Genomic DNA, 23555 nt, shown 5'->3' with positions numbered 1-23555 from the left:
GCTTGTTTTGTTGAATAGATTTATGAAGAATAAACTCTTTGACCAGGTTTCAGGTCTACACATCCGTCATAGCGGCCAGGAATAGCGATGTATTCCAGCGCCTGGCTGGCACCTATTTCTGAACTGAAGTAACCCAGTAAGGTAAGGTCTCTGGTCAGGGCAAAGAAATAAGGTGTGGATTTTGGGTATTTGTCTTTAGCTTCCAATGGTTTATCGGCTGCTGCTTTTCCCGGATGCGCTTTTTCCTCAGCGTCACTTTTGGCTTTTTCGGCTTTTTGGGCAACAATGGTTTCATCGCGTACTTTTCCAAGCAGCTCTCCGCGTTGTTTCACAGTAATCTTCAGGAAGGAATTGTCAAATTCTTTTTTAGAACGTTTGTCCAGGTCTTCAAGTCCTTTTACAAATGCTTCCTGGGCTTCTTTAGGATAACATTCTTTAATCATCATTGCCATCCATGGGCCTACGCCCGCAGCTTTTGCACCCGGCGTTTTGGTATCCGGAATGATAATATCTGCCATCTCTGTGATCATTTGTTCCTGGTCTGCAGAAAACAAGTTCGATCCCTTGTTGGCAGAAGGGCTAGTACATCCGTCAACAAAGACGGCTATAGTGGTTGCAGAAAGCGCTCCTCCAAGTAAAAAAGCAACACTCTTAACTGCGTCTCTTCTATCCATAGTAATTTAAATTTGGTTTTGTTTGTACTGTTGTGGTATGATCATCCTAAAATAGGAAAAATTGTTAAGAAAGTGTAAGGTTTTGCAGGTTGTATCCCATTATTGTTACTTTAATTTTCATAATCTTTTTGAGAGAATCGAATCTTCTGCCAGTTATGCTTTTCACGGCTAATTATAATTAGCAACATTTTTAATTAGTTTGTCCCGTTTTTTTACCTTTGCCAAAATCTGTATTTTAATGAGTGAAAAAATAGTAGTATTAGGTTCTAACGGACAGATAGGTACCGAGCTGGTTACCGCTTTACGCAAAACCTACGGAGAAAATAATGTAGTTGCCTGTGATATCCGCCGGCCTGATTATGACATCAAAAATTCTGGTCCTTTTGAGTTTGTCAATGTACTGGAGAAGGATATTTTAAATACCATCTTTAATAAATATAAACCTACTCAGGTCTACCTGCTGGCAGCTTTGTTATCTGCAACCGGTGAGCAGAATCCAAAATTGGCCTGGGACCTGAATATGAACGGCCTGCTGAATATTTTGGACCTGGCTATCATTTATAAAACAGCCAAGGTATACTGGCCAAGTTCCATTGCCGTTTTCGGACCCAATTCCCCAAAAGACCAAACGTCCCAATTTTGTGTGATGGACCCAAATACTGTGTATGGGATTAGTAAATTAGCGGGCGAAAGATGGTGTGAGTATTACCACCAGAAGTTTGGGCTGGATGTACGCAGTATTCGTTACCCGGGACTGATCAGCTGGAAGGCTGCTCCTGGTGGCGGAACTACAGATTATGCCATACATATTTTTCATGATGCGCTGAAAAAAGGAAGTTATGCTTCTTTCCTTTCTGCGGAGACTGAGTTGCCAATGATGTATATGGATGATGCGATCCGCGGAACGATAGAGCTAATGGATGCTCCGTCAGACCGGATTTCTATCCGCTCCAGTTATAATTTTGCAGGAATGAGCTTTACCCCTGAAGTGCTGGCGGCAGAAATCAGGAACCACATTCCGGATTTTAAGCTAACTTACACAGCCAACGATCCGCGTCAGCAAATTGCTGCCAGCTGGCCGCGTTCGGTTGATGATCAGTTTGCACAGCGCGACTGGGGCTGGAAACCAGAGTTTGATCTGGCAAAACTAACTGCCGATATGTTAGATAATTTAAAAAGTAGTAAATAGGTTAACCCCTCAATTAGAGATACAATGGGAAGAGCATTTGAGTTCAGAAAAGAAAGAAAGTTTAAACGTTGGGCTAAAATGGCCGTACAGTTCACCCGTATAGGGAAAGAAATTGTAATGGCGGTAAAAGATAACGGCCCAAATCCGGATACCAACTCCCGCTTACGTACAGCTATTCAAAATTCCAAGGCCGTAAATATGCCAAAGCATACGGTGGATGCGGCTATAAAAAGGGCGTCTAATAAAGATGAAAATGGTTACGAAGAGCATGTATATGAAGGTTATGCCCAGCATGGCGTAGCTATCCTGATTGAAACCGCTACAGATAATACCAATAGAACAGTGGCTAATATCCGCAGTTATTTTAGTAAAACAGGCGGTGCTTTGGGTAAAACAGGTTCCCTGGATTTTATTTTTAACCGCAAGTCGATTTTTAGATTTTTACCGGGAGAGAAGGATCTGGAAGAACTGGAGTTTGAATTGATCGACGCCGGTTTGGAAGAGTTATATCTTGAAGCTGACGAAGAAGGAACTGATGTTGCTGTAGTACAGACCGCATTTGAAGATTTCGGCAGGATGCAAAAGGCACTGGAAGATTTAGGATTTGAAATGAAAAGTGCAAAACTGGAACGTATTTCTTTGACTACCGTACCGATTTCTGAAGAACAGGCTGTAGATGTGCTGAAGCTGATCGATAAGCTGGAAGAAGATGATGATGTACAAGCCGTATATCATAACATGGCGGAGTAGTAGTCCGATAGTTACATCTTATAAAAAAAGACTATATCATTTGATGACTGCGCCCCTTTGAAGGAAAGGGCCAATGTCATCAAATGATATAGTCTTTTTTTATTTTAGATTTTCCTAGCCGGACAGGGGGAGAAAGACCGGGGGATAATCCGAATTTGATGACTGCGCCCCTTTGAAGGAAAGGGCCAATGTCATCAAATGATATAGTCTTTTTTTATTTTAGATTTTCCTAGCCGGACAGGGGGAGAAAGACCGGGGGATAATCCGAATTTGCAGACTGCGCCCCTTTGAAGGAAAGGGCCAATGTCATCAAATGATATAGTCTTTTTTTATTTTAGATTTTCCTGGCCGGACAGGGGGAGAAAGACCGGGGGATAATCCGAATTTGCAGACTGCGCCCCTTTGAAGGAAAGGGCCAATGTCATCAAATGATATAGTCTTTTTTTATTTTAGATTTTCCTGGCCGGACAGGGGGGGAGACCGGGGGATAAGCCAATTGCAAAAATTGGGTTTATAAACAAGATGTGCGATCTATTTTTATCGTTTATGCAAGCCGCTCATAAATTAATGAGAAGACGGGTGGAACAACCGATAGAAAAACCCTTTTCTTTTTTCCAGATGGTGACTGAATAACCAGGGCAGAAACTGAGGCTCTGCAAAGGCCGAATCCCAGCTATTATGGTTGTCATCAGGATAGTAACTGAACTTGACTTCTTTGCCTACTATTTTTAATTGGTTTGCAATGGCGATGGAGAAGGCCGGGTTTACGGTATCGTCTTTTCCGCCATGAAAGATCCATAAAGGAGTGTTTTTGTATTTATTTACATTGGCTAAGGTATCTCCTCCGCAAATGGCAAAGGCAGCTGCAAATGTCTGCGGCTTGCGCCTTAATATTTCATAGGTGCCCATACCCCCCATAGATAGGCCGCCAACATATACCTGCTGATGGTTAACATAAGGCTTTTCTAAAAAGTTATCTACCAATCCCAGCAGGGCCCTCATGGCAGGAGTGGGTTCGCCTTCCGTTTGAAAGTGGAAGCTTCTTTTGCCTGATGAATCAGGGGTAAACTTTACGTTTGACCAGAAGCCGTTCTCAGGACACTGGGGGAAAACGATAATAGCAGGGAATTTTGAACGGTTTGCTGCCTCAAGGAATAGCTTGCCACCATGAAACAGCTGCTTGTCATTATCACTTCCGCGCTCTCCGCTGCCATGAAGAAAAAATACAATGGGATAGATTTGTTTAGGGTCGAAATGTTCAGGATACAGGATCCTGTAAGTTATACTGTCTTTTCCATTATTGAAGCTGCCCTTGTCGTATGCCTTAAAATCCTGGGCACTGAGCTGAATGGTGGATAGTAAAATGGTAAAACAGAGAATTAACTTAAAATATTTCATGGCGCTAAATTAAAAAACCCGCCTGTATAAAAGGCGGATTTTGGAAAAATTAATCTGATATAATAAATCTGTATTACAGACTGTTAATAACCCGGACTTTGTTTCAAAACTCCCTGACTCCTGTCGATCTGATCTTGCGGTAAAGGGAAGTAGTCGTCACGAGGTTCAATCATCACCCCCTTAAGGTAACTGAAGTAATTGCCCTCGAAATTGAAATAACTTTCCAGTGTCTGCTTGGTTAAACCCCAGCGCACCAGATCGTAAAAACGGTGTCCTTCCATTGATAATTCCAGCCGGCGTTCAAAGCGAACGGCATTTCTTGCATAATCCGAACCCGGAAAGGAAGGGTAGAGGCCAACTTTATAGGCTGCTACAGGTATTCCGTTCACTGTTTTTGGTGGCAGCAGGGCAGCACGCTGTCTTACCTTATTCACCAATGTCATCGCTCCCGTTAGGTTTCCCAGCTCTACATCACATTCTGCAGCCATCAGGTATACATCAGCAAGGCGAATGAAGTTCACATTTAAACCGGTGATATTGGTATTTCCCGGTGCACTATTGCTGGCTACCTGCGAGGCATCGATTACGTTTTTATAAGGTACAAATGGTCCGCCGTTACCCACATCCCTGATCCAGGTGTCGCCAGCCATAATGCCCCAGTCGTGATAGGGAACACCCCTTCTGCCGATGGTGTAATCAATCCGTGGATCAAAGGCGATGGTCTGATCTACCTGGTAAGCGGCTTTTTGTGCTGCTGCCAGGCCAAAGTCAGACTGGTAAGGATTGTTACGGTACGATCCGTCAAGTAAAGGCAATCCGTTTGCATCTACTTTAAATGAATTGGCCAGATCGATCGAAGGCTGGAAAAATCCGCAGCAGGTGATCGGTAAACCCGTTCCATAAGGGAAGTTAAGCACATCACCCACATTACCATTATCACCAGGGGTACCATCTGCCCCCACAGCGTGTTGTACTGCCATAATCGATTCTGGTCCGTTTTCTTTTGTGACATCAAAGTTATCCGTGTAGGGCAAAGAAACCAGGTCGGGCTTGGCAATGATTACTGCATTTAAAAGCGTAAAAGCATCTGCATATTTTTTTTGATAGAGGTATACTTTTCCTAAATAGGCTTGTGCGGCGTATTTATCCATCCGTCCTACTTCTCCTTTTGGTTTGGAGGTAGGCAGGTCGCTTACCGCAGCCTGCAGATCGGTAATGATATTTGGATAAATGTCTTTATCATTCGCTACCGTTGCAGTAGTGGTTGCCTCGGTAATATACGGCACGTTTTTAAACACCCTGACCAGAAAAAAGTAATAGTGGGCGCGTAATATTTTGGCTTCGCCCTGAATTTCTGTAGCGCGGGAGGTAGAAAACCTGCCTGAGGAGGGGCCTGCCTGTACCAAAGCCAGAAATTTGAGGGTATTATTGCAGCGTGCTACACCTTCAAAACAATTGTTCCATAAATTGGACAGGTTATCATTGGTACTGGTGGGGGCATGCTGTTCAATCAGGTTCATATTTGGCTGGTCTCCATTGCTGCTGCCCTTGTGGGCATTATCAGAATCCACTTCACCAAGCAGCCATTGGCTGGGAGCGGCACCATAGGTTCCATACTGACCATTTACATTGCCATTGAGCAGTCCGTAAGCACCAATCAGCAAAGCTTCTACGCCATCCTGTGTGGTTAGCTGTTCGGTGGTGAGTTCTCCCTGCGGGTTTTTGTCTAGAAAATCTTTCTTGCAGGAAAATGTACTGCAAATGAAAAATGCCAGAAATATATATTTTAAGTGTTTCATCGGAATATGATTTAATTAAAAAGCAGCATTAATACCTAACAGATACTGGCGTGGCGAAGGATAAATACCCCTGTCCACTCCGGGAGCGGAAAACGTATCCGTCTCCTGACTTACTTCCGGATCAAGGCCGGTGTATTTGGTGATCGTGAAAAGGTTGGTCGCACTTACATACACCCTCAGCTTACTGAAGCCTGAGTTTGCGCCAAACAGTTTTTTTGCTGGTACGGTATACCCGATCTGCAGATTTTTAAACCGCAGGAAACTGCCATTCTGCACATAATAACTGGATGAAGCATATTCCATATCAGATACCCCTACATAGGGGGAAGGAATCATACTCGAAGTGTTGGTAGGGCTCCATGCGTTGAGCAGGCGGGTACTCCTTGCCCCATCAAAGGTAGGGAAGTCGGTAAAATACCTTGTTGCTTCATACAGGTCGTTGCCCTGAACCCCATTAAAAAATGCTGCAAGATCAAAGTTTTTGTAAGACACATTGAGGCTGATGGAATAGAGGAAAGCCGGATTTGGATTCCCTATAATGGTACGGTCGGCCGGCGTAATGGCTCCGTCACCATTGATATCCTCATAGCGAAATCCACCAACCCTGGCGCCTGTATAGGAAGCGCTGTTAGTGATCTCTGCCTGATTCTGGTAGATTCCCTGCACTTTATATCCGAAAAACGAACCAAATGGTTCACCTGTTTCCAGTATACTCGTTGTCAGGCTTCGAAAAACACCATATGGCTGATTGGAAACGGTAGGTGCAAGTTTGGTGATCTCATTGATGTTCCTGGAAAAATTTAAACCCACATCAAATTTTACGGCGTGGTCGTTTTTACGTCCGTAGTGATAACCCAGTGAAATTTCAAAACCTTTATTGTCCATATCCCCAACATTCACATAGGGAGAACTCGCCAATCCTACAGCAGTTGCCGGCAATGGTACAGGGTAAAGCATATCCTTGGTTTTCCGGTTATACCAGTCAAACGACCCATCAAACTGACCGTCCAATAAAGTAAAATCAGCACCTAGATTGATAGAACTCAACGATTCCCATTTTACATCAGGATTGGTATAGGCATTCTGCCATACACCGGTAATCACGCTATTTCCTCCGCCGGTAGCATAGGCAGAATTAATAATAGAACTCTGGTATCTGTTCAGGTACTGGAAACCGGGGATTCGCTGGTTACCTGTTTTTCCATAGCCGGCACGCAGTTTAAAATCGGTTATCCATTTCAGGCTTTTCATAAAAGATTCTTCAGACATCCTCCAGGCTACGCTTGCCGCAGGAAAATAACCGTATTTGTTTGCCGGTCCGAAGTTGGACGATCCATCCCGCCGCATGGTAATACTGGCCAGGTAACGGTCGTTATAAGAATAATCTGCCCTTCCAAAGAGGGAAAAAAGTGATCCTACACTACCAAAACTTCCGTTACTGATATTTGAAGATCCTGTATTCAGGTAACTATAATCAGGGCTGCCCAGCACAAAATAATCATTCCTTCCCCCGTCCAGTTCGCGGGACCTGTTTGATATAGATTCACTACCCGCCAGGATGGTTAGTCTGTGTTTTTCATGGAAAACCTTTTTATAGGTCAGCGTGTTTGTCCAGGTCCATTCTGTATTGTAACCCATGTCTTCATTCAGGCTATTGGTATTGCTGCCTTCAGAAAACTCAAGGTTAGGATAAACCAGGGCCACGCCGTCATAGTTCTCATAGCGTAAACCAAAACTGGTTCTGGCCACCAGGCCATCAATAATGTCTGCTTCTGCATAGGCATTTCCGAAAAAGAAATTACTTTTGTTCACGTTGTCTTTCGCACGGTCTAGAAAGGCAACCGGGTTTTGGGCATTTCCAAGCCCGCTGCCGCGGCTGCCAGCATAGTTACCCTCGATATCATAAACGGGTATAATGGTAGGAATACGGTATGCCCATCCAATAGCGCTGCCTTCATCCTGGTATTCTCCAGACACATTTGGGTTTACACCCAGTCCGTGGCCTTCAGAATAACTGTATTGTGCATTCTCCCCAAAACGGACCTTCTTGTTAAAAGCCGAGATCGCTGTGTTGGACCTGAAATTGTATCGTTTAAAACCAGTGAATTTTAAGGTACCCTGCTGGTCAAGGTATCCGCCGGCAAAAGTATAGGTGGCATTTTCACTGCCGCCCGTAGCGCTCAGCTGATAATTCTGAACCGGAGCATTCCGGGTCATGGCATCAAACCAGTTGGTACCCTGCTGATTGGCCTTGGTAATCTGGTAGAAAGTTGCAGGATCGCGGCTATAATTGTATTTTGATGGGTCGGCATCTGCAGCGGTGATATTCTGTCCTGTTGCAGCACCGGCCACTAAGTATTCAGGTAAGGTAGGTGTAGGGCCTGTTCCATAGTTTGTACCGGTGGAAACCGGCAATCCGGCATTGTAGTAAGAAGTATACAGATAATCTGCATATTGCATCGGGCTCATCATTTGAGGAAAGCTTCCCCTTCTGGGTACCTGCACTCCGTAATAGGTGTCCAGCGTGATCTTCGGCGGACCGGCCACCCCTTTTTTCGTGGTAATGATCACTACACCGTTATTGGCCCTGGCCCCGTAAATGGAAGCAGAAGAAGCATCTTTCAGCACCTGCAGGCTTTCAATATCATTCTGGTTAAGCCAGGAGAGTTTACCCTCATAAGGAACACCATCAATTACATAGAGGGGGTCGTTATCATTTATGGTGCTAAAACCCCGCACCCTGATCTGCGGTGTTGATCCGGGCGCACCATCATTAACGATCTGCACCCCGGGGGCTTTCCCCTGCAGTGCCTCTACCGCGCTGGCGGCAGGCTGGGCTTTCAGCTGCACTACATCAACAACGGATACAGCACCTGTAAGGTCCTTTTTTCGCTGAGTAGTGTAACCCGTTACCACCACTTCCGTCAGGTTATTGTTGTTAGGCTGAAGGAGGATGTTAAGAACGGTCTGGCGTCCCACGGTTACCTCTTTTGCCGTATAGCCCACAAAAGAAACGATGAGCACATCTGTAGGTTTTGCCTCCAGTGCAAAGGCACCCTTTTCATCGGTAATTGTACCGCCGGGAGAATTTTTAATTTTTATGGAGGCACCGATAACGGGCATTTTATCATCACTTCCGATGACCTTACCGGTGATTTTAGTTTGAGCCCATGCTTCAAGAGCAAAGCACAGGCTCATCATCAAAAGGATGGCAGTCCTTTTGAGAATGGGTAGTTTTCGTTGCATAAGTGAATATTTGGTTAGGTAATTAATCAAAGTTTTTTCTACATATTCAGGAATAGGGGTTAGGGCTTACTATTGAGCTAAGATAATCAGGAGAAGTCTTAAACAGTATAATTGTGACATTTATTTAGCTATATGTTAATATTTTGGGACATTTGACCCTAAATGAAATAAAAAAAGGCTGTACCAAATTTTTGGCACAGCCTTTTTAAGCTGGTGGATTTGAAAAAATAATTAGTTCAGCAGACTGAATTTTGCTGAAGAGACATCTCTCGAATTAGAGCCGGTAAATACATTAAAATCGCCGGGTTCAGCAGCAAACTTTAAATCTGCATTATAGAATTTAAGCATCTCTGTACTGATGGTAAACGTTACGTGTTTGGTTTCCCCTTTTTTAAGGAATATCTTTTGGAAACCTTTCAGTTCTTTAACAGGGCGGGTAACAGATCCATAAATGTCCTGAATGTATAACTGCACCACTTCCTGTCCGTCAAAATCACCTGTGTTCTGCACATCCACTGTTGCCTGTATCGTTTGTCCGGCTTTCATCGAAACTTTGTTCAATTGAACAGGAGAGATCGCAAAGCTGGTATAACTTAAGCCATAACCAAAAGGATAAAGCGGATCATTGGAACTGTCAATATAACGGGACTTGTATTTTTCATTAGATACGCCATCATAAGGGCGGCCGGTACTTTTATGGTTGTAGTACAGTGGTATCTGTCCTACATTTCTTGGAAAGGTAGTGGTCAGTTTACCGGCAGGATTATAATTGCCTACTAAAACATCAGCAATAGCATTTCCAGCTTCAGTTCCGCCAAACCAGGTTTCCAGGATAGCAGGAACATTGGCGTCTTCCCAAACCAAGGTTAAAGGATGGCTGTTCATCAGCACCAATATGATAGGTTTACCTGTAGCAGCCAATGCTTTTAATAAATCTTTCTGATTGGGTAGCAGGTCGAGTTCAGTACGGCTGGTAGCTTCGCCACCCATTAACGCACTTTCTCCTAATACCACTACCGCTACATCTGCATTTTTGGCAACAGAAACAGCTTCGCTGATTAATTTTTCGGGCGATTTTTCATCTGCAACAATGTCTGCGCCATTGGCGTTGATCAATTTCAGGATACCCGGATCATCTACCAGGTTTGCACCTTTTGCATAGGTGATATCCATATCCGGAGCCACGTTTTTCAATCCCTGCATTACACTGATCGCCTGGCTCCATTCGCCTGCTGCGCTCCAGTTGCCGATCATATCGCGTTTATTATTCGCCAGCGGCCCAATCAGGGCTATCTTAGCATTCTTTTTTAAGGGCAGTAACTGATTGTTGTTTTTTAGCAATACCATTGAAGCTTCAGCGATAGTTTTTGCATCAGCCCTGTTTTTTTGTGAAAGTATTTCTGTTTTCGCCCTTTCTTCATCAATATATTTGTAAGGATCAGCAAAAAGACCCAGTTTATATTTCGCTTCCAGTATCCTGCGACAGGCCTGATCAATTGTTGCCTGACTGATTTTTTTTTCCTGAAGGGATTTTTTTAAAGTAGTGAGGAAACCCTCTCCAACCATATCCATATCAGTCCCTGCATTTAATGCTTTGGCACTTACGGTTTGCAGATCTCCAAGACCATGCGCTTCAAGCTCATTGATACCAGTATAATCACTAACTACAAAACCTTTAAAGCCCCACTGATTGCGTAAAAGATCTGTTAAAAGCCAATGATTACCTGTAGCAGGGGTTCCGTTGATATCATTAAAAGAAGCCATTACCGAGCCTGCACCTGCATCTACCGCTGCTTTGTAAGGTGGAAGGTATTCATTGTACATTTTAATCAGGCTCATATCTGTGGTATTGTAATCCCTTCCTGCCTCGGCTGCGCCATATAAAGCAAAATGTTTTACACAGGCCAAGATGGCGTCTTTATTGGAAAAACTATTGGTTTGATACCCTTTTACCATAGCAACGCCGATCAGTGAACCCAGGTAAGGGTCTTCACCGGAACTTTCGGCTATTCTGCCCCATCTCGGATCTCTTGCAATATCAACCATAGGGGAGAAGGTCCAGTTTAAACCATCAGCACTTGCTTCCCTGGCGGCAATACGGGCACTTTTTTCTATTAAATCCAGATCCCAGCTGGTACTTAAACCCAATGGAATAGGGAAAATAGTTTTATGCCCGTGAATCACATCATAACCAAATAACAAAGGAATCTTTAAACGCGATTTAGTGATCGCAAGTTCCTGCAATTTACGTACGGCCTGTGGGGTGAAGGTGTTAAAAACACCGCCCATCAAGCCTTTTTCAATCTTTTCATTCACACCCTGGCTCAGAATAGGTCCGGTGACATCAAAACCTACCGCGGCAAGGTTCAATTGACCGATCTTTTCCTCCAGTGTCATTTTTGACATCAGCTGGTTGATGAAGGTATTCATCTTTTGGTCGGTCGCTGTTACAGCTTTTTTCTGTTGTGCACATAACGAATTTGCACTGAAAATAGCTGCCAGGAAAAATAAGGAAGTAGATTTTTTCATCAGATATTTTTTTTAAGCTTATGAGTCTTGCGTAGGATTATTGATTTATGATTGAATCTTATGCAGGGTTCATAGCGTATAAATAATAGTAGGTAATGAAATATCGTGGGCGTGTTTATTGCTGTAAACCCACGATAAATCATGAATATATTGGTGTGTGGTTTTTCTATTTCAATGCAGGACTTTGAAATCCTAAATTATTCAATCCCCTTTTAACATAAGGGCTGCTCATAAATAATTTCCATAATAATCCTGAACGGTAATTTTCTATCATACAGATGATCGGGCCCTGGTCAATGGCCAGGTAAGATGGCGCATACCAGTTGTGCTCTTCGCTAAACCCATCTATAAAACCATACTCGCCCCATAATTTCCCTCCCAGATCGAAGTAGAAATGTTTCAGCGCTTTCATGGAATATTCTGGGGTATAAGGAAAGGCCGATAGCGCTGCGGTAGGACTGATCACCCCCAGATCTTCTGAAGGGGAATGCGCAGCATAACCCTGCCAGCTGTCGCTCGCCGTTAAACCCCAGGTGTTTTCGCCATAACCTTTATAGTGTTTTGGATTTTCTATGCAATAAGCGTGATTAATCAGCGTATGGTTCTTGTTCTGTTCATAATAATCTGCATACTGATCCTTCAATCCGCGGGGATCCAGCCCCAGGAAAGAATAATGGGTAAAGAATAAAGGCCCTCCGAAATCAAACCCTAAAGGCAGGGTGATCCCGAAGTATTTTTTTCCGTTAAAAAAAGTATTGCTGTTTGCCCATCCATCCTCATAAACTCTTTTATCAATGGCAAATTTAGGGGAAGAGGCGGCAAGGATGTAGGTAATAAAACATTCGTTGTAACCTTTGATCTGGTGGTTCATGCTCCAGCCATTATTGGGGCTCCAGTGCCAGTAAAGTACATTCTGCTGCTGGGTAAACCAGTTCCATTCGATACCTTCCCACATCCAGAGGATCTTATTACGGATGTCACTTTCCACGGCATTGTCGGCTGTATAATACTGACGGGCGGTGAGCAATCCCTGAAAGAGGAAAGAGGTTTCCACAATATCGGCACCATCATCTTTAGGACTAAAGCGGATTACTTTACCTGTAGAACCGTTCATCCAGTGTGGAAATGCACCATGGAACATATCTGCTTTCCATAAAAAGTCAACGATCTTTTTGGTACGGGCTGCGGCCTGTTCATGGGTAATGAACTTACGCTCTGAGGCTACAATCGTTGCCATAATGCCAAATCCGGTACCACCGGTGGTTACCACTTCGTTGCCATAATCAAAAGCTTCGTTGCTTCGCTCACGGGCCATGCCACTTACCGGATGGGCAAAGTCCCAGAAATACCGGAAAGTTTGTTTTTGCACCAGATCAAGCAGCTGATCATCGGTGAGATTTTTATTTATCTTTAGCTGAGAGGCGATATGATCATTGGTTTGCGCCACTGAATTTTTCGGGATGCAGCCTGCGCTGAAAATCAGTGCCAGCAAAATAATATGAAATCTCGGTTTTAACATCTGATAGGGGATTAAAAAAGGTTGCCGGCCTAAACCGGCAACCTCTGGTATCTGGTTAGAAAAGGTATATTAATATCCTGGATTTTGTGTTAACAGTCCGCCGCTCAGGTCAATCTCTGTCTGCGGAACAGGCCAGACTTCATTTTTATTGGCTTTCCATCCTTTTACGCCGAAAACTTCAGCTCCTCTGCCCTGACGGACAACGTCGAAATAACGATCGCTTTCCATGGCCAGCTCCACTTGTCTTTCTTTGTAAATCGCAGTACGCAATGCAGCCTGGTCGGTTGTAGTCACATCCGGCAGGATAGCGGCGTTTCCATTTCTTGCCCTCGCCCGTACTTTATTCAGGGATGTTAAAGCTAAGGTTGGGTTACCCATTTCATTGGCTGCTTCTGCGTTCATCAGCAACACATCAGAAAAGCGCAGTACCCTAACGTTTTGCTGTGCACCCTGATTGAATCCGGATACATAAAGCGCAAAAGGAACATAAGATTTCTGATTGTAATATGGATTCACTACTGAAGTGGGGATTAGGTCGCCTTCAGGAGTAGTTTCTCCCCTAAAGAGGATCGTTCCGTCCCTTCTTGGATCGCCAGTTTCAAATGCAGCAGCCAAAGCTTCTGAAGGGACATTAAATCCCCATCCGCCGGCGGTTACACCAGCCACACCCTGTACCTGACTGTATTGTGAGTTCGAAGCATCTACGTTACCTGGAACCAGTTCACACTGAACTTCAAAAATTGACTCCGTACTGTTTTCATTGGCCAAACGGAATTCCTGTTCGAAATTCGGAACCAACCCATAGCCTAATGCAATTACCTGGTTGGTATAGGTTAATACATCTGCCCATTTTTTCTGATATAGGGCAACTTTAGCATGCATACCTAAAGCTGCACCTTGTGTAGCGCGACCAATATCTGCTGATCCATAAGTTGCGGGTAAAGCTGCAGCTGCTTCTGTCAAATCTTGTTCGATCTGTGCGTAAACAGTAGCTTTTGCGGTACGTGCAATGTTATATTCTGTCGAATTTGCAGGTACTTTTAATCTCAATGGCACATCGCCATAAGCCCTTACCAGTCTGAAATAAGAATAAGCACGAACAAATTTGGCTTCTGCCAGGTAACGGGTTTTTAATGCAGCATCCATCGTAATTCCAGGAATATTATCCAGCACCTGGTTGCACAAATTGATATTTTGGTACTGGCCTGTCCAAAAGGATTGCAGTGAACCTTCGGTTGATGTTACGGTGAAAGTATCGTAAAGGTTCCAGAAGGAAGCATCAGAAGGTGTACTTCCTTTATCAGCTTCATCAGAAGCTACACTTTCAATTACCAAAGCAGGGAAGGCTACATTTTCCCAGGTACGCAGGTGAGCATAAATGGCATTGACAGCTTTTGTAGCATCAACTTCCGTTTTCCAGAACTGGGTGGCTGCCTGCTGGCCTTGAGGAGCAACATCCAAAAAGCTTTTTTTACAGGATGAAACGGTGGTCAGCAAGATCGATAAAAGACCTATCGCACACCATTTTTGTGTATTTATATATGTTTTCATGTTCAGATCGATTAAAAAGTAAGGTTCACACCGATGTTATAGGTTGCATAAAGTGGGTATACATTTGTATCAATACCTGCACTGGTTGGTGAAACTGTAGAGGTACCTGCCGGAGGTATACTGTTCACTTCAGGACTAAAGCCTCTGTAACCGAAGAAATTCAGTGCATTTTGTGCATTAGCAAAAACCCTTAGTTTTTTCATTTTCCATTTTTTGGTGATCTCCTCAGGTAATGTATAGCCTAACTGGAAGTTTCTCAATCTGATATAGGCTCCGCTTTCTACATAAAAAGAGTTTGGCGCATTGTTCATACCACCTGCAAGGTTTGTTGATGGATAAGCATTTGTAGAGCCGGCACCTGTCCATCTGTTATCATAAAACTTCTGCGTGAAGTTTTCATTACCAAAGCGGTCACCCAAATTAGCATTGTAGATATCTACTCCTGCTACACCCTGGATATCTATAGTCAGGTCGAAGTTCTTATAATTGAAAGTTGTATTTAATCCATAAGTGATTTTGGGATTAGGATTACCCAGTTCAACGCGGTCTTTACCATCAATTATTCCATCATGATTCTCATCAACATATTTAAAATCACCGGCTTTGGCTCCACTTTGGCCGGAAGATGCAGCTTCTGCGTTAGTTTGGAATATTCCTGCAACTTTATAACCGAAAAACTCTCCAATTGGACTTCCTTCTACTGTTCTGGTTGCTAATCCACCACCTGTTAATCCTTCACCACCGGCATAAATTGGATTAGCACCTGAAATAACGTTTAGCACTTTATTACTGTTGGTACCTACGTTTCCACTAATGGTATAACTTAGACCACTTGCAGTTTTATCAGACCAGCTGGCTACAAATTCGAATCCCCGGTTTCTGAAGTCGGCCTGGTTTCCAATAATTGAGCTGTTGCTTGTTCCCAATGAACCTAAAATTGGAATATCGAAGATGGCCTGCTCAGTTTTTCTGCTGTAATAATCAGCTTCAAAATTTAAACGGTTTTTTAGAAAACCCATTTCTAAACCAATGTCTGTTCCTGCACTGCGTTCCCAGAAAAGGGCAGGAGGCACAATAGTCGTTACACTTGCTCCTGTATTGGCAATTCCATTGTAAAATGCTATTAATGCTGCCGTTTGATCTACTGTTAATGTAGTAGGGTTGATAGGTACGCCTGCATTTCCAACTTTACCCCAGCTTCCGCGAAGTTTCAGGTTGCTGAAGATGTTCTGGTTCTTCATGAAATCTTCATTACTAATCACCCAACCTGCTCCAACAGATGGAAAATAACCCCAAAGATCACTACCGCCGAAAAACTGAGAAGCAGCATCTGCTCTCATAGAAGCATTTAACAGGTATTTGTTTTTATATGAATAGTTTATTCTGCCAAAATAGGAGGTAGCAGTATTGATCGTTCCTGAATCATTAACGATTCTGCTGTCTGCATTACCTAAGCTGAGGTAATCATTGCCATCGCCATCAGGTACATTTTGTGCCGAAGCATTGAGGTTGTAAGTTTTGTAACGTTGTGCAGTTTGTCCTGCCAGAACGGTCAGACTGTGATCTCCCCATTTGTTGTCATAGTTCAGCGTATTCTCCAGGATGTAATTCCTGGTCTCGATCCTGTTTACAGATAAACTGCTGATATTCGAATTTTGTGCTGTCGTTGCATAGTATTCAGGAGTATAGTTTCTTACTTCCGTTTGACCAAAATCACCACCGGCACTGGTTTTAAAAGTGAAATGCTTTGCAAATTTAAGTTCTGCATAAACATTACCTGTGGCTTTATATATTTTAGTGGATTGGTGGTAGAAATCTAAAATTGCCTGAGGATTTACTGCACTTCCATTTCCTAAATTATAGGTGTTTGGATCTCCATAACTACCATCAGCGTTAAAAACCGGGACAACTGGTGATGCGGCAAATAAGGCATGGAAAATTGTTGGAGGAGTGTCAGCCGATGTACTGGATATACCAGTAACATTATAACCTATTTTTAGATTTTTAAACAATTGGAAATCGTTGGAAAGGCGGGCAGTATATCTTTTATAATTGTTCTTTTCAATAATCCCGTCCTGGTTTAAGTACCCCAGCGAAAAGTTATAGCTGGATTTTTCCGTTCCGCCATTAATTGAAACCTGGTGGTTGGTGACCATGGCACTTCTTAAAACTTGTTTATACCAGTCTGTGCCTTGTCCTAAATTCGTATTAGAAAAAAGGGGAGTGGCTCCCTCAAGACTATATAATTCATTGACAGCTGTAGCATATTCTGTAGCATTAGCCATTTTTACAGCGTTAGTTACATGCTGAACTCCAATAGACCCATTATAGTTAATCGTTGGATCTCCTTGTTTACCATGTACTGTTGTAACCAGTACTACGCCATTTGCTGCCCTGATCCCATAGATAGACTGACTTGATGCATCTTTTAAAATACTGATGTTGGCAATATCTGCCGGATTTAAGAAGCTGATATCGTCATACCAAACACCATCTACTACATACAATACTCCAGTATTACCATAAATTGTTCCGGTACCGCGAATGGTAATTTGTGGAGAGGCTCCAGGTGTACCTGCATTACTAATAGATACCCCGGCAACTTTACCCTGTAATGCACTTACCGCATTATTAGATGCTTGTTTAGAGATATCTTCCCCTTTTACTGTAGCCACAGATCCTGTAACATCGATCTTGCGCTGTGTACCATAACCTACCACTACCACCTGCTCCAGTTGCTGTGAAGCGGAAGCTAAGGGTACATTAATGGTAGTCCGGTTATTTACGGGTATTTCCTGTGTGGTATAACCAATATAGGTAAATACCAATGTGCCTGCTGCGGGAACGCTAATGGAGTATTTCCCGTTAATGTCTGTTTGAATTCCTGTAGTTGTTCCTTTTACTGTAACACTTACTGAAGGCAGGGTAGTATTGTCCTTGCCATCTGAAACGGTACCCTTAACAGTGATGTTCTGGGCAGATGCTACGTTAAAAAACAACAAACAAAGAAAAGATAAAACAGAAAATTTTGTAAAGATTCTTTTCATGCTCGTATTTGGTTTTGTGTTTAATTGCAGGTTAAATCTCCGTTACATTCAGATGATAAACAAAGAATGGACTTCTACATTAATACATCAATATAGCTTTGTGTATAAAGTACAATAAGCTGATGTAGGGAGAAAAAGTGACTTTATTAGTCAACAAAGCTGGATATGCAGGTGAAAATTGCACAGATCTTTCCTTAATAATAATTTAATGTTTAAACGCTTTGTGTAGTAATGATGTAGTGCTAAAGCTCCATAAAGAACTCTGCAAGGTTCTTGTCGTGGGGGATATTCAGCTTTTTCCTGAGCCTGTATCTCCTGATTTCGACCCCTCTCAGGGAAATATTGAGCAGGGAAGCCATCTCTTTACTGCTCATGTTCATATGCAGATATGCACATAGTTTAAGATCGTTCGGCACCAGGTCGGGATGGCTGGACTTTAACTTTTTGAAGAAACTTCCATGGGCTTCATTAAAGCTGGTCTCGAATAAATTCCAGTCCCGCTCGTCATTCATTCCTTCATCAATGATCTTGTGAATTTTGCGTAAAGATTCTTCAGCGATCTTCCTGCCGTTTTCATCTTTGATCTTCAGCATCTCCTCGCTTAGTTTTTGCAGCAGCTCATTTTTGTAAACCAGGCTCATGGCAGAGTTAGCCAGCTCTCGGTTTTTGCTGCTGAGTTCTGCCTGTAGTTTTTCCGTTTGTATTTTAATGATCTGCTTTTCGGTGGCCTCTGCTTCTTTTTTCAGGAAGATCTCTTTTTCCAGTTGTACTTTGGCTAAGATCTTCTGGCGGTCGTGCTGCAGCCGGGATTCATATTGTTTTTTGGCTTTAAACAGTAAAAAGATGATCAGAACTATATAACATGTTATAGCCCACTTACTCGCATAAAACGGAGGAAGTACGATAAATTCAAATACACTTGTTTTACTGACCAGGGAGTCATTGATCTTGGCGCGGACGAGGAACCTGTACTTTCCTTTGGGCAGGTTAGTAAAGTCTTTCTGGGTTGAAGCGCTCCATTCAGACCATTGGCTGGAATATCCCTCCAGATAGAACTGGAATTTAATTTTTGCCTGTCTGTAATAGGGCAAAGCAAAGGAAATCCTAAGGTTATTCCTGTTAAAAGGAATTTCGATGTCAGATCCGATATTTCCATTTTCACTAATCAGGTGAAAAGTATCTGTAACATCTTCTACCTTCCTGATCAGTACTGAAGGTAATTTAGTTTTACTGTCTGCCGGACTATCGCCTGCAGCATCATAAATGACAAAGCCATCATCCACACTAACCAGGTACATGTTGTTGCTGATCTGACTGATGTTTTCATAATACTGCACCATCCTTCCATCCAGCAGGCTAAACCGGTTAGAATCGATCGCTAATTTTCCGGGTTCCCGGAAATCTACCAATGCTGTTTTACCGTGGTTGATGAACCAATATTTTTTTACTCCGGCACTAATGATCTTGTTAGATGTCGAAAAGCTCCCCAGGCCCTGGTTTAATTCTTTATAAGGACTAAACCGGTTACTGATCTCATCATATAACATGAAACCTGCATTGGAAGAAAAGACAAGCCTGTTCTCCAGGGTATAGATGTTAATGTTATAATCACTACTTAGCCCGTTCTTTTCATCATAACGCCTTATCTTAATTACCCGCTGAAAATCGGGACTTAAGGTCAGTTTGTATAAGCCCTTGTACGCGTGGCTCACCCAGATGTCGCCATGCGCATCCTGTTCTACATTGCGGGATGGCTGTACAAAGTTTTCAATCTTCTTGAAATACTTCCATAACCCTTTGCTGTCTTTTTTAAACAGCACCAAACCGTTGTATGTTCCCTGGATTAAGTAATCAGGAGTATTGTTTAGCTTTTTTATCGTCCAGCCCCCGCTCATGGCAGATATCTTTTCCAGCTGGTTGCCATTTACACTGAAGGTGCCTTCATTATGTCCGCAAAGCAATTGCCCGTCAATCAGGCTCAGGTCCCATACCTGTCCCTGGGAATTAGGGATCAGCTTAAAATCAAAGGTATTGATCCTTTTTTCGTTATCGGCCGACCAGGGACTGTAATATAAGCCCTGGTTGGTGCCCAGATAGATATTGTTCTTATAGATCAGGCTGGAATATACTGTTCCAAACTGTCCTGCCTTATCGAGATAGAAATACAGTGGAGAGTTAAGCTCTACGCGATCTATTCCATTGTCCAGACCAGTCCATAAGTTCTGTTCTTCATCGCTGAAAAGACTCAGTACCGTATTGTTTTGTAGTCCTCCGGTTTTATTGATCTGCTGCAAGACGTTACCATTTTCATCGATAAGGATCAAGCCATTCAGAATAGTCCCGAAAGCATAATATTTATGATTGATCAGGGCACCATTGTTTAGCTGGTAAGTTTTCAAAAAGGCATTTGCCGGAGTGTTAAAAGGGGCAAATGTAGAACCGTCATAAGTATAGAGGCCATCTTTACTGGTTCCAATCAACAAGCTTCCATTTTTATAAGGCAAAATGGTAAGGATGTTTGCCGGAGAACTGCTATTGGGATGTGGTAGGGCCAGCAGCGAATTTCCTTTTAGCTCAAATAATCCTTTGTTCAGTACTTCAATAAAAAAGCGCTTGCCCACATGCTGCAGAAAGAGAAAAGTACCCGGACTGTTGAGTACAGTGATTTTATGGTTCTGGTAAATGTAGATGGAGCTGAAAGACTGAAAAATGGTCCTGTTTCCATCGTTATAAATCTTCCAGATCTCATCTGTGATAGGATGAGATTTTGGGACAAGACTGGTTAATGAGGTATAACTTAATTTTCTGTTTTTGGCCGACCAGTATCCAAACTCACCGAAACTCCCGGTATAGATCATGCCGTCACTTCCCGTAGCCACCGCACGAACGATCTGGCGGTTGGGCATTAGGTACTGTTGCCAGTATTTCCCATCATAGGTTAACAATCCCTGGGCATTGCCAAAGTACATAATCCCCTTGTTATCTTTGGCTATAGCCCAATTCTGGTTGCCCGACAGATAAATAGATTTAGGGAAATTCTGAACGTAAGGAACACCTATACTTTTTATATAATCTGCTTTTACCGTATTACAAAGCAGGCTAAAGCTGAAGGAAAATAAAAGACAGCGGAGAAAGCGGGTTTTCATCTAAATTGGGTACGCAAATGTTTGATTAGGGCTGCAAATTAGCCAATAATTCTAACATAATGTAAATGGGCCGGACCAAGAGTGCTGAACTAAATTTTAAAAAGTATGACGGTAGAAATATAATTAATGTAGATACTTGTGGTTGTAAGAAATAATAAACTAAATTTTTATTTAAAATTCAGGGTGCTGCCATTTGTATTGGCACTAGAGATAAATGGAAAATTTGGTCCGCCCCAGGAAGGTAGAAGTTTTATTTGGTCAGTCTCATTTAAAGCTCCTTAATTGGGGCTTTAATTTTATACAGGGATATATAAATTAAAAAATCGCCTTAGATATTAGTCTAAGGCGATTTTGTATCTATAGAACAGAAAAATTAGTTTACAGAAAATGCTTCGAGTGGAGGAGTTGAATTTTTACCTACACCCCATTTATAATTAGGTTTTTTACCCATTGTAAATTCCAGTTTACCGCCTTCAGCGATATCCTTTTGTGTGATGTATGTTTTATCATAAACTTTTCCATTCAGTTTTACCGACTGAATATAGACATTTTCTTTTGCGGTGTTTTTTGTCGTAACTGCAAACTCACGTCCTTTACCTAATTTCAACACTGCTTCTTTTAATACAGGTGAACCTAACATATAAATTCCACTGGCAGGATTAACAGGGTAGAAGCCCATTGAGCTAAATACATACCAGGAAGACATCTGACCGCAATCTTCATTTCCGGCGTAACCAGAGAATGAGTTATTGTACAGTTCGTTTAAGATTTTCGCTACATAAAACTGCGTTTTCCAGGGCTGGCCTGCAAAATCATACAAGTAAGCGATATGGTGACTTGGCTCGTTTCCATGAGCATACTGACCGATAAAACCGGAAGCATTTCCATTCACTTCTCCAGGAAGGTCTTTTAGAGAAAAGAACGTATCCAGTTTTTCAGTGAACAATTTATTACCGCCCACCATTTCAATTAAATGAGGTACATTTTGTGGAACATACCAGAAATATTGCCATGCATTAGCTTCAGTATATGGGTTGCCACCGTTGCCGCCATATTTAAGTGGGTTAAAAGGACTCAGCCATTCACCATTTTTGTTTTTTGCCCTGAAAAATCCTGTTTTCTTATCGTATAGATTTTCATAAAAAGTAGAACGTTTCATGAAATGATCATAATCGTCAGTTTTACCCAGTTTTTTAGCTAATTGCGCTACACACCAGTCGTCATAGGCCATTTCCAAAGTGATAGAAACCGACTGTGATTCTATATCTTCAGGAATGTAGTTGTATTTTTCCCAGGCAGCAAAAGGTGATCCCGGGTGATTTAAAGTAGAAGATCCTTTAACGGCTTCATAAGCTTTATCTACATCAAATCCTTTGATTCCTTTTAGTGCGGCGTCTACGATAACGGGGATGGCATGGTTACCGATCATACAGTAATTTTCATCACCCCATAATTGCCAGATCGGCAGGTAACCATAAGAGTCGTACTGGCTCAGCATACTGTTTACAAAATCTGCTGTACGTTCAGGCTGTGTCAATGTATACAGCGGATGTGCAGCCCTAAAAGTATCCCATAAAGAGAAAGTAGAATATTGTTTTTTATTGCCCGCATTTTTGATGGTCAGGTCGCTGGCCTGGTAGTCGCCGTTTACGTCTGCCATGTTATTTGGCTGTGTAAAGGCATGATATAAACCTGTATAAAAAATTTGTTTTTGAACAGGTGTACCTTCAATAGTCATCTTGCCCAGCTCTTTCTCCCATTTATCAGCGGTTTGGCTCACTACTTTATTGAAATCCCATCCTGACAATTCAGCTTTCATGTTTTCCCTTGCATTCTCCACACTCACTGGTGAAAGTGCAACCTTTACCAGTAACTGCGTTTGAGATTGTGTGTCAAAGTTCAGCGCCGCTTTTACACTGCTGCCGTTCACAATACTGGTGTTTTCCAATGCTTTTCTACCGGTAAATAGGGTAGAGCTAACAATTGGCTGTGAAAATTCCGCATGGAAATACACTTTTCTTAATTTTGCCCATCCGGTAAGGATCCTGTAACCTTCAACGGTATGGTCGTTAACAATCCTGATCTCTGCGCCAATGATTTTACAAGCCCAGTAACTCCTCTTTTTATCCAGCGAATGATCCAGATCAAGGATCACATGAGCATTGTTTTTTGAAGCAGGGAAAGTATAACGGTGAAAACCTACATGTTCTGTAGCCGTTAGCTCTGCATTGATATCATAGTCCTGCAGTTTTACCTGGTAGTATCCAGGACTGGCAGTTTCCTCTTTATGTGAAAAACGGGAGCGGAACCCACTGCCCGGTTTTTTTTCATCTCCGGCTACTGACCTGATCTCTCCTGTAGTAGGCATCATTAAAATATCAAACAGATCGGCTACTCCGGTTCCGCTTAAATGCGTATGGCTAAAACCCACGATGGTCTGTTTGTTATAATCATAACCAGAAGCCGGATCATCAGGACTGTCTTCGGTATCCGGACTTAACTGTACAAAGCCAAAGGGAGTAGTCGGGCCCGGAAAGTTACTGCCGGAAAGACTGTTCTTGTCTGTGGCTCCTGTGCCAATAAAGGGGTTCACATAACTGATCAGCTTGGTCTCTTTTTGTTGCGCATTTACTGTTGCAGTAAACAGCAACAGTGCAGCGAGCAGGGATTTTTTCATGAATGAATTGGATAATACTAATTTAATATA

General features: G+C 42.6%; 12 protein-coding genes. 2 read left to right on the top strand and 10 right to left on the bottom strand.

What is annotated here, in order from left to right; genetic code table 11:
* Positions 1–20: 20 nt before the first annotated feature.
* Entirely contained in the window at positions 21–674 is a 654-nt protein-coding gene (locus tag GSQ84_RS15480) for a gluconate 2-dehydrogenase subunit 3 family protein (protein ID WP_158798195.1), read from the bottom strand.
* 238 nt (positions 675–912) lie between these two features.
* Between GSQ84_RS15480 and GSQ84_RS15475 the strand changes: the two genes are divergently transcribed.
* Both GSQ84_RS15475 and GSQ84_RS15470 read left to right on the top strand, forming a co-directional pair.
* The gene (locus GSQ84_RS15475) at positions 913–1863 is read left to right on the top strand and encodes an NAD-dependent epimerase/dehydratase family protein (protein ID WP_158798194.1); all 951 of its coding nucleotides are present in this window, start codon (positions 913–915) and stop codon (positions 1861–1863) included.
* 24 nt (positions 1864–1887) lie between these two features.
* Positions 1888–2613 carry a YebC/PmpR family DNA-binding transcriptional regulator gene (locus GSQ84_RS15470; RefSeq protein WP_158798193.1) on the top strand — a complete coding sequence of 242 codons (726 nt, stop codon included), beginning with the start codon at positions 1888–1890 and terminating at the stop codon, positions 2611–2613.
* Positions 2614–3177: 564 nt separating this feature from the next.
* Here GSQ84_RS15470 and GSQ84_RS15465 read toward each other — a convergent pair.
* The 9 genes from GSQ84_RS15465 to GSQ84_RS15425 all read right to left on the bottom strand — a co-directional run bounded on the left by GSQ84_RS15465 (position 3178) and on the right by GSQ84_RS15425 (position 23525).
* Positions 3178–4011 carry a prolyl oligopeptidase family serine peptidase gene (locus tag GSQ84_RS15465; protein WP_158798192.1) on the bottom strand — a complete coding sequence of 278 codons (834 nt, stop codon included), beginning with the start codon at positions 4009–4011 and terminating at the stop codon, positions 3178–3180.
* A gap of 83 nt (positions 4012–4094) precedes the next feature.
* Positions 4095–5810 (bottom strand): RagB/SusD family nutrient uptake outer membrane protein, encoded by a 1716-nt coding sequence (locus tag GSQ84_RS15460; RefSeq protein WP_158798191.1) that lies wholly within the window; start codon positions 5808–5810, stop codon positions 4095–4097.
* A 15-nt stretch (positions 5811–5825) separates the two neighbouring features.
* Positions 5826–9056: a TonB-dependent receptor gene (locus GSQ84_RS15455; RefSeq protein ID WP_158798190.1), complete on the bottom strand. Its 3231-nt coding sequence runs from the start codon at positions 9054–9056 to the stop codon at positions 5826–5828.
* A 231-nt stretch (positions 9057–9287) separates the two neighbouring features.
* Positions 9288–11585 carry a beta-glucosidase BglX gene (gene bglX, locus GSQ84_RS15450; RefSeq protein ID WP_158798189.1) on the bottom strand — a complete coding sequence of 766 codons (2298 nt, stop codon included), beginning with the start codon at positions 11583–11585 and terminating at the stop codon, positions 9288–9290.
* Positions 11586–11751: 166 nt separating this feature from the next.
* Positions 11752–13104, bottom strand: a complete 1353-nt coding sequence (locus GSQ84_RS15445; protein WP_158798188.1) for a glucoamylase family protein — start codon at positions 13102–13104, stop codon at positions 11752–11754.
* 69 nt (positions 13105–13173) lie between these two features.
* Entirely contained in the window at positions 13174–14655 is a 1482-nt protein-coding gene (locus GSQ84_RS15440) for a RagB/SusD family nutrient uptake outer membrane protein (RefSeq protein ID WP_158798187.1), read from the bottom strand.
* An 11-nt stretch (positions 14656–14666) separates the two neighbouring features.
* Positions 14667–17702 carry a TonB-dependent receptor gene (locus GSQ84_RS15435; protein ID WP_158798186.1) on the bottom strand — a complete coding sequence of 1012 codons (3036 nt, stop codon included), beginning with the start codon at positions 17700–17702 and terminating at the stop codon, positions 14667–14669.
* A 242-nt stretch (positions 17703–17944) separates the two neighbouring features.
* On the bottom strand, positions 17945–20848 hold the full coding sequence (locus GSQ84_RS15430) for a triple tyrosine motif-containing protein (protein WP_158798185.1): 2904 nt from the start codon (positions 20846–20848) through the stop codon (positions 17945–17947).
* Between the two features lie 373 nt (positions 20849–21221).
* Entirely contained in the window at positions 21222–23525 is a 2304-nt protein-coding gene (locus tag GSQ84_RS15425) for a GH92 family glycosyl hydrolase (RefSeq protein ID WP_158798184.1), read from the bottom strand.
* Positions 23526–23555 lie beyond the last annotated feature (30 nt).

The sequence above is a fragment of the Pedobacter sp. L105 genome (genome assembly GCF_009765875.1).
GTDB lineage: Bacteria > Bacteroidota > Bacteroidia > Sphingobacteriales > Sphingobacteriaceae > Pedobacter.
This window is presented reverse-complemented; position numbering and strand designations above follow the sequence as displayed.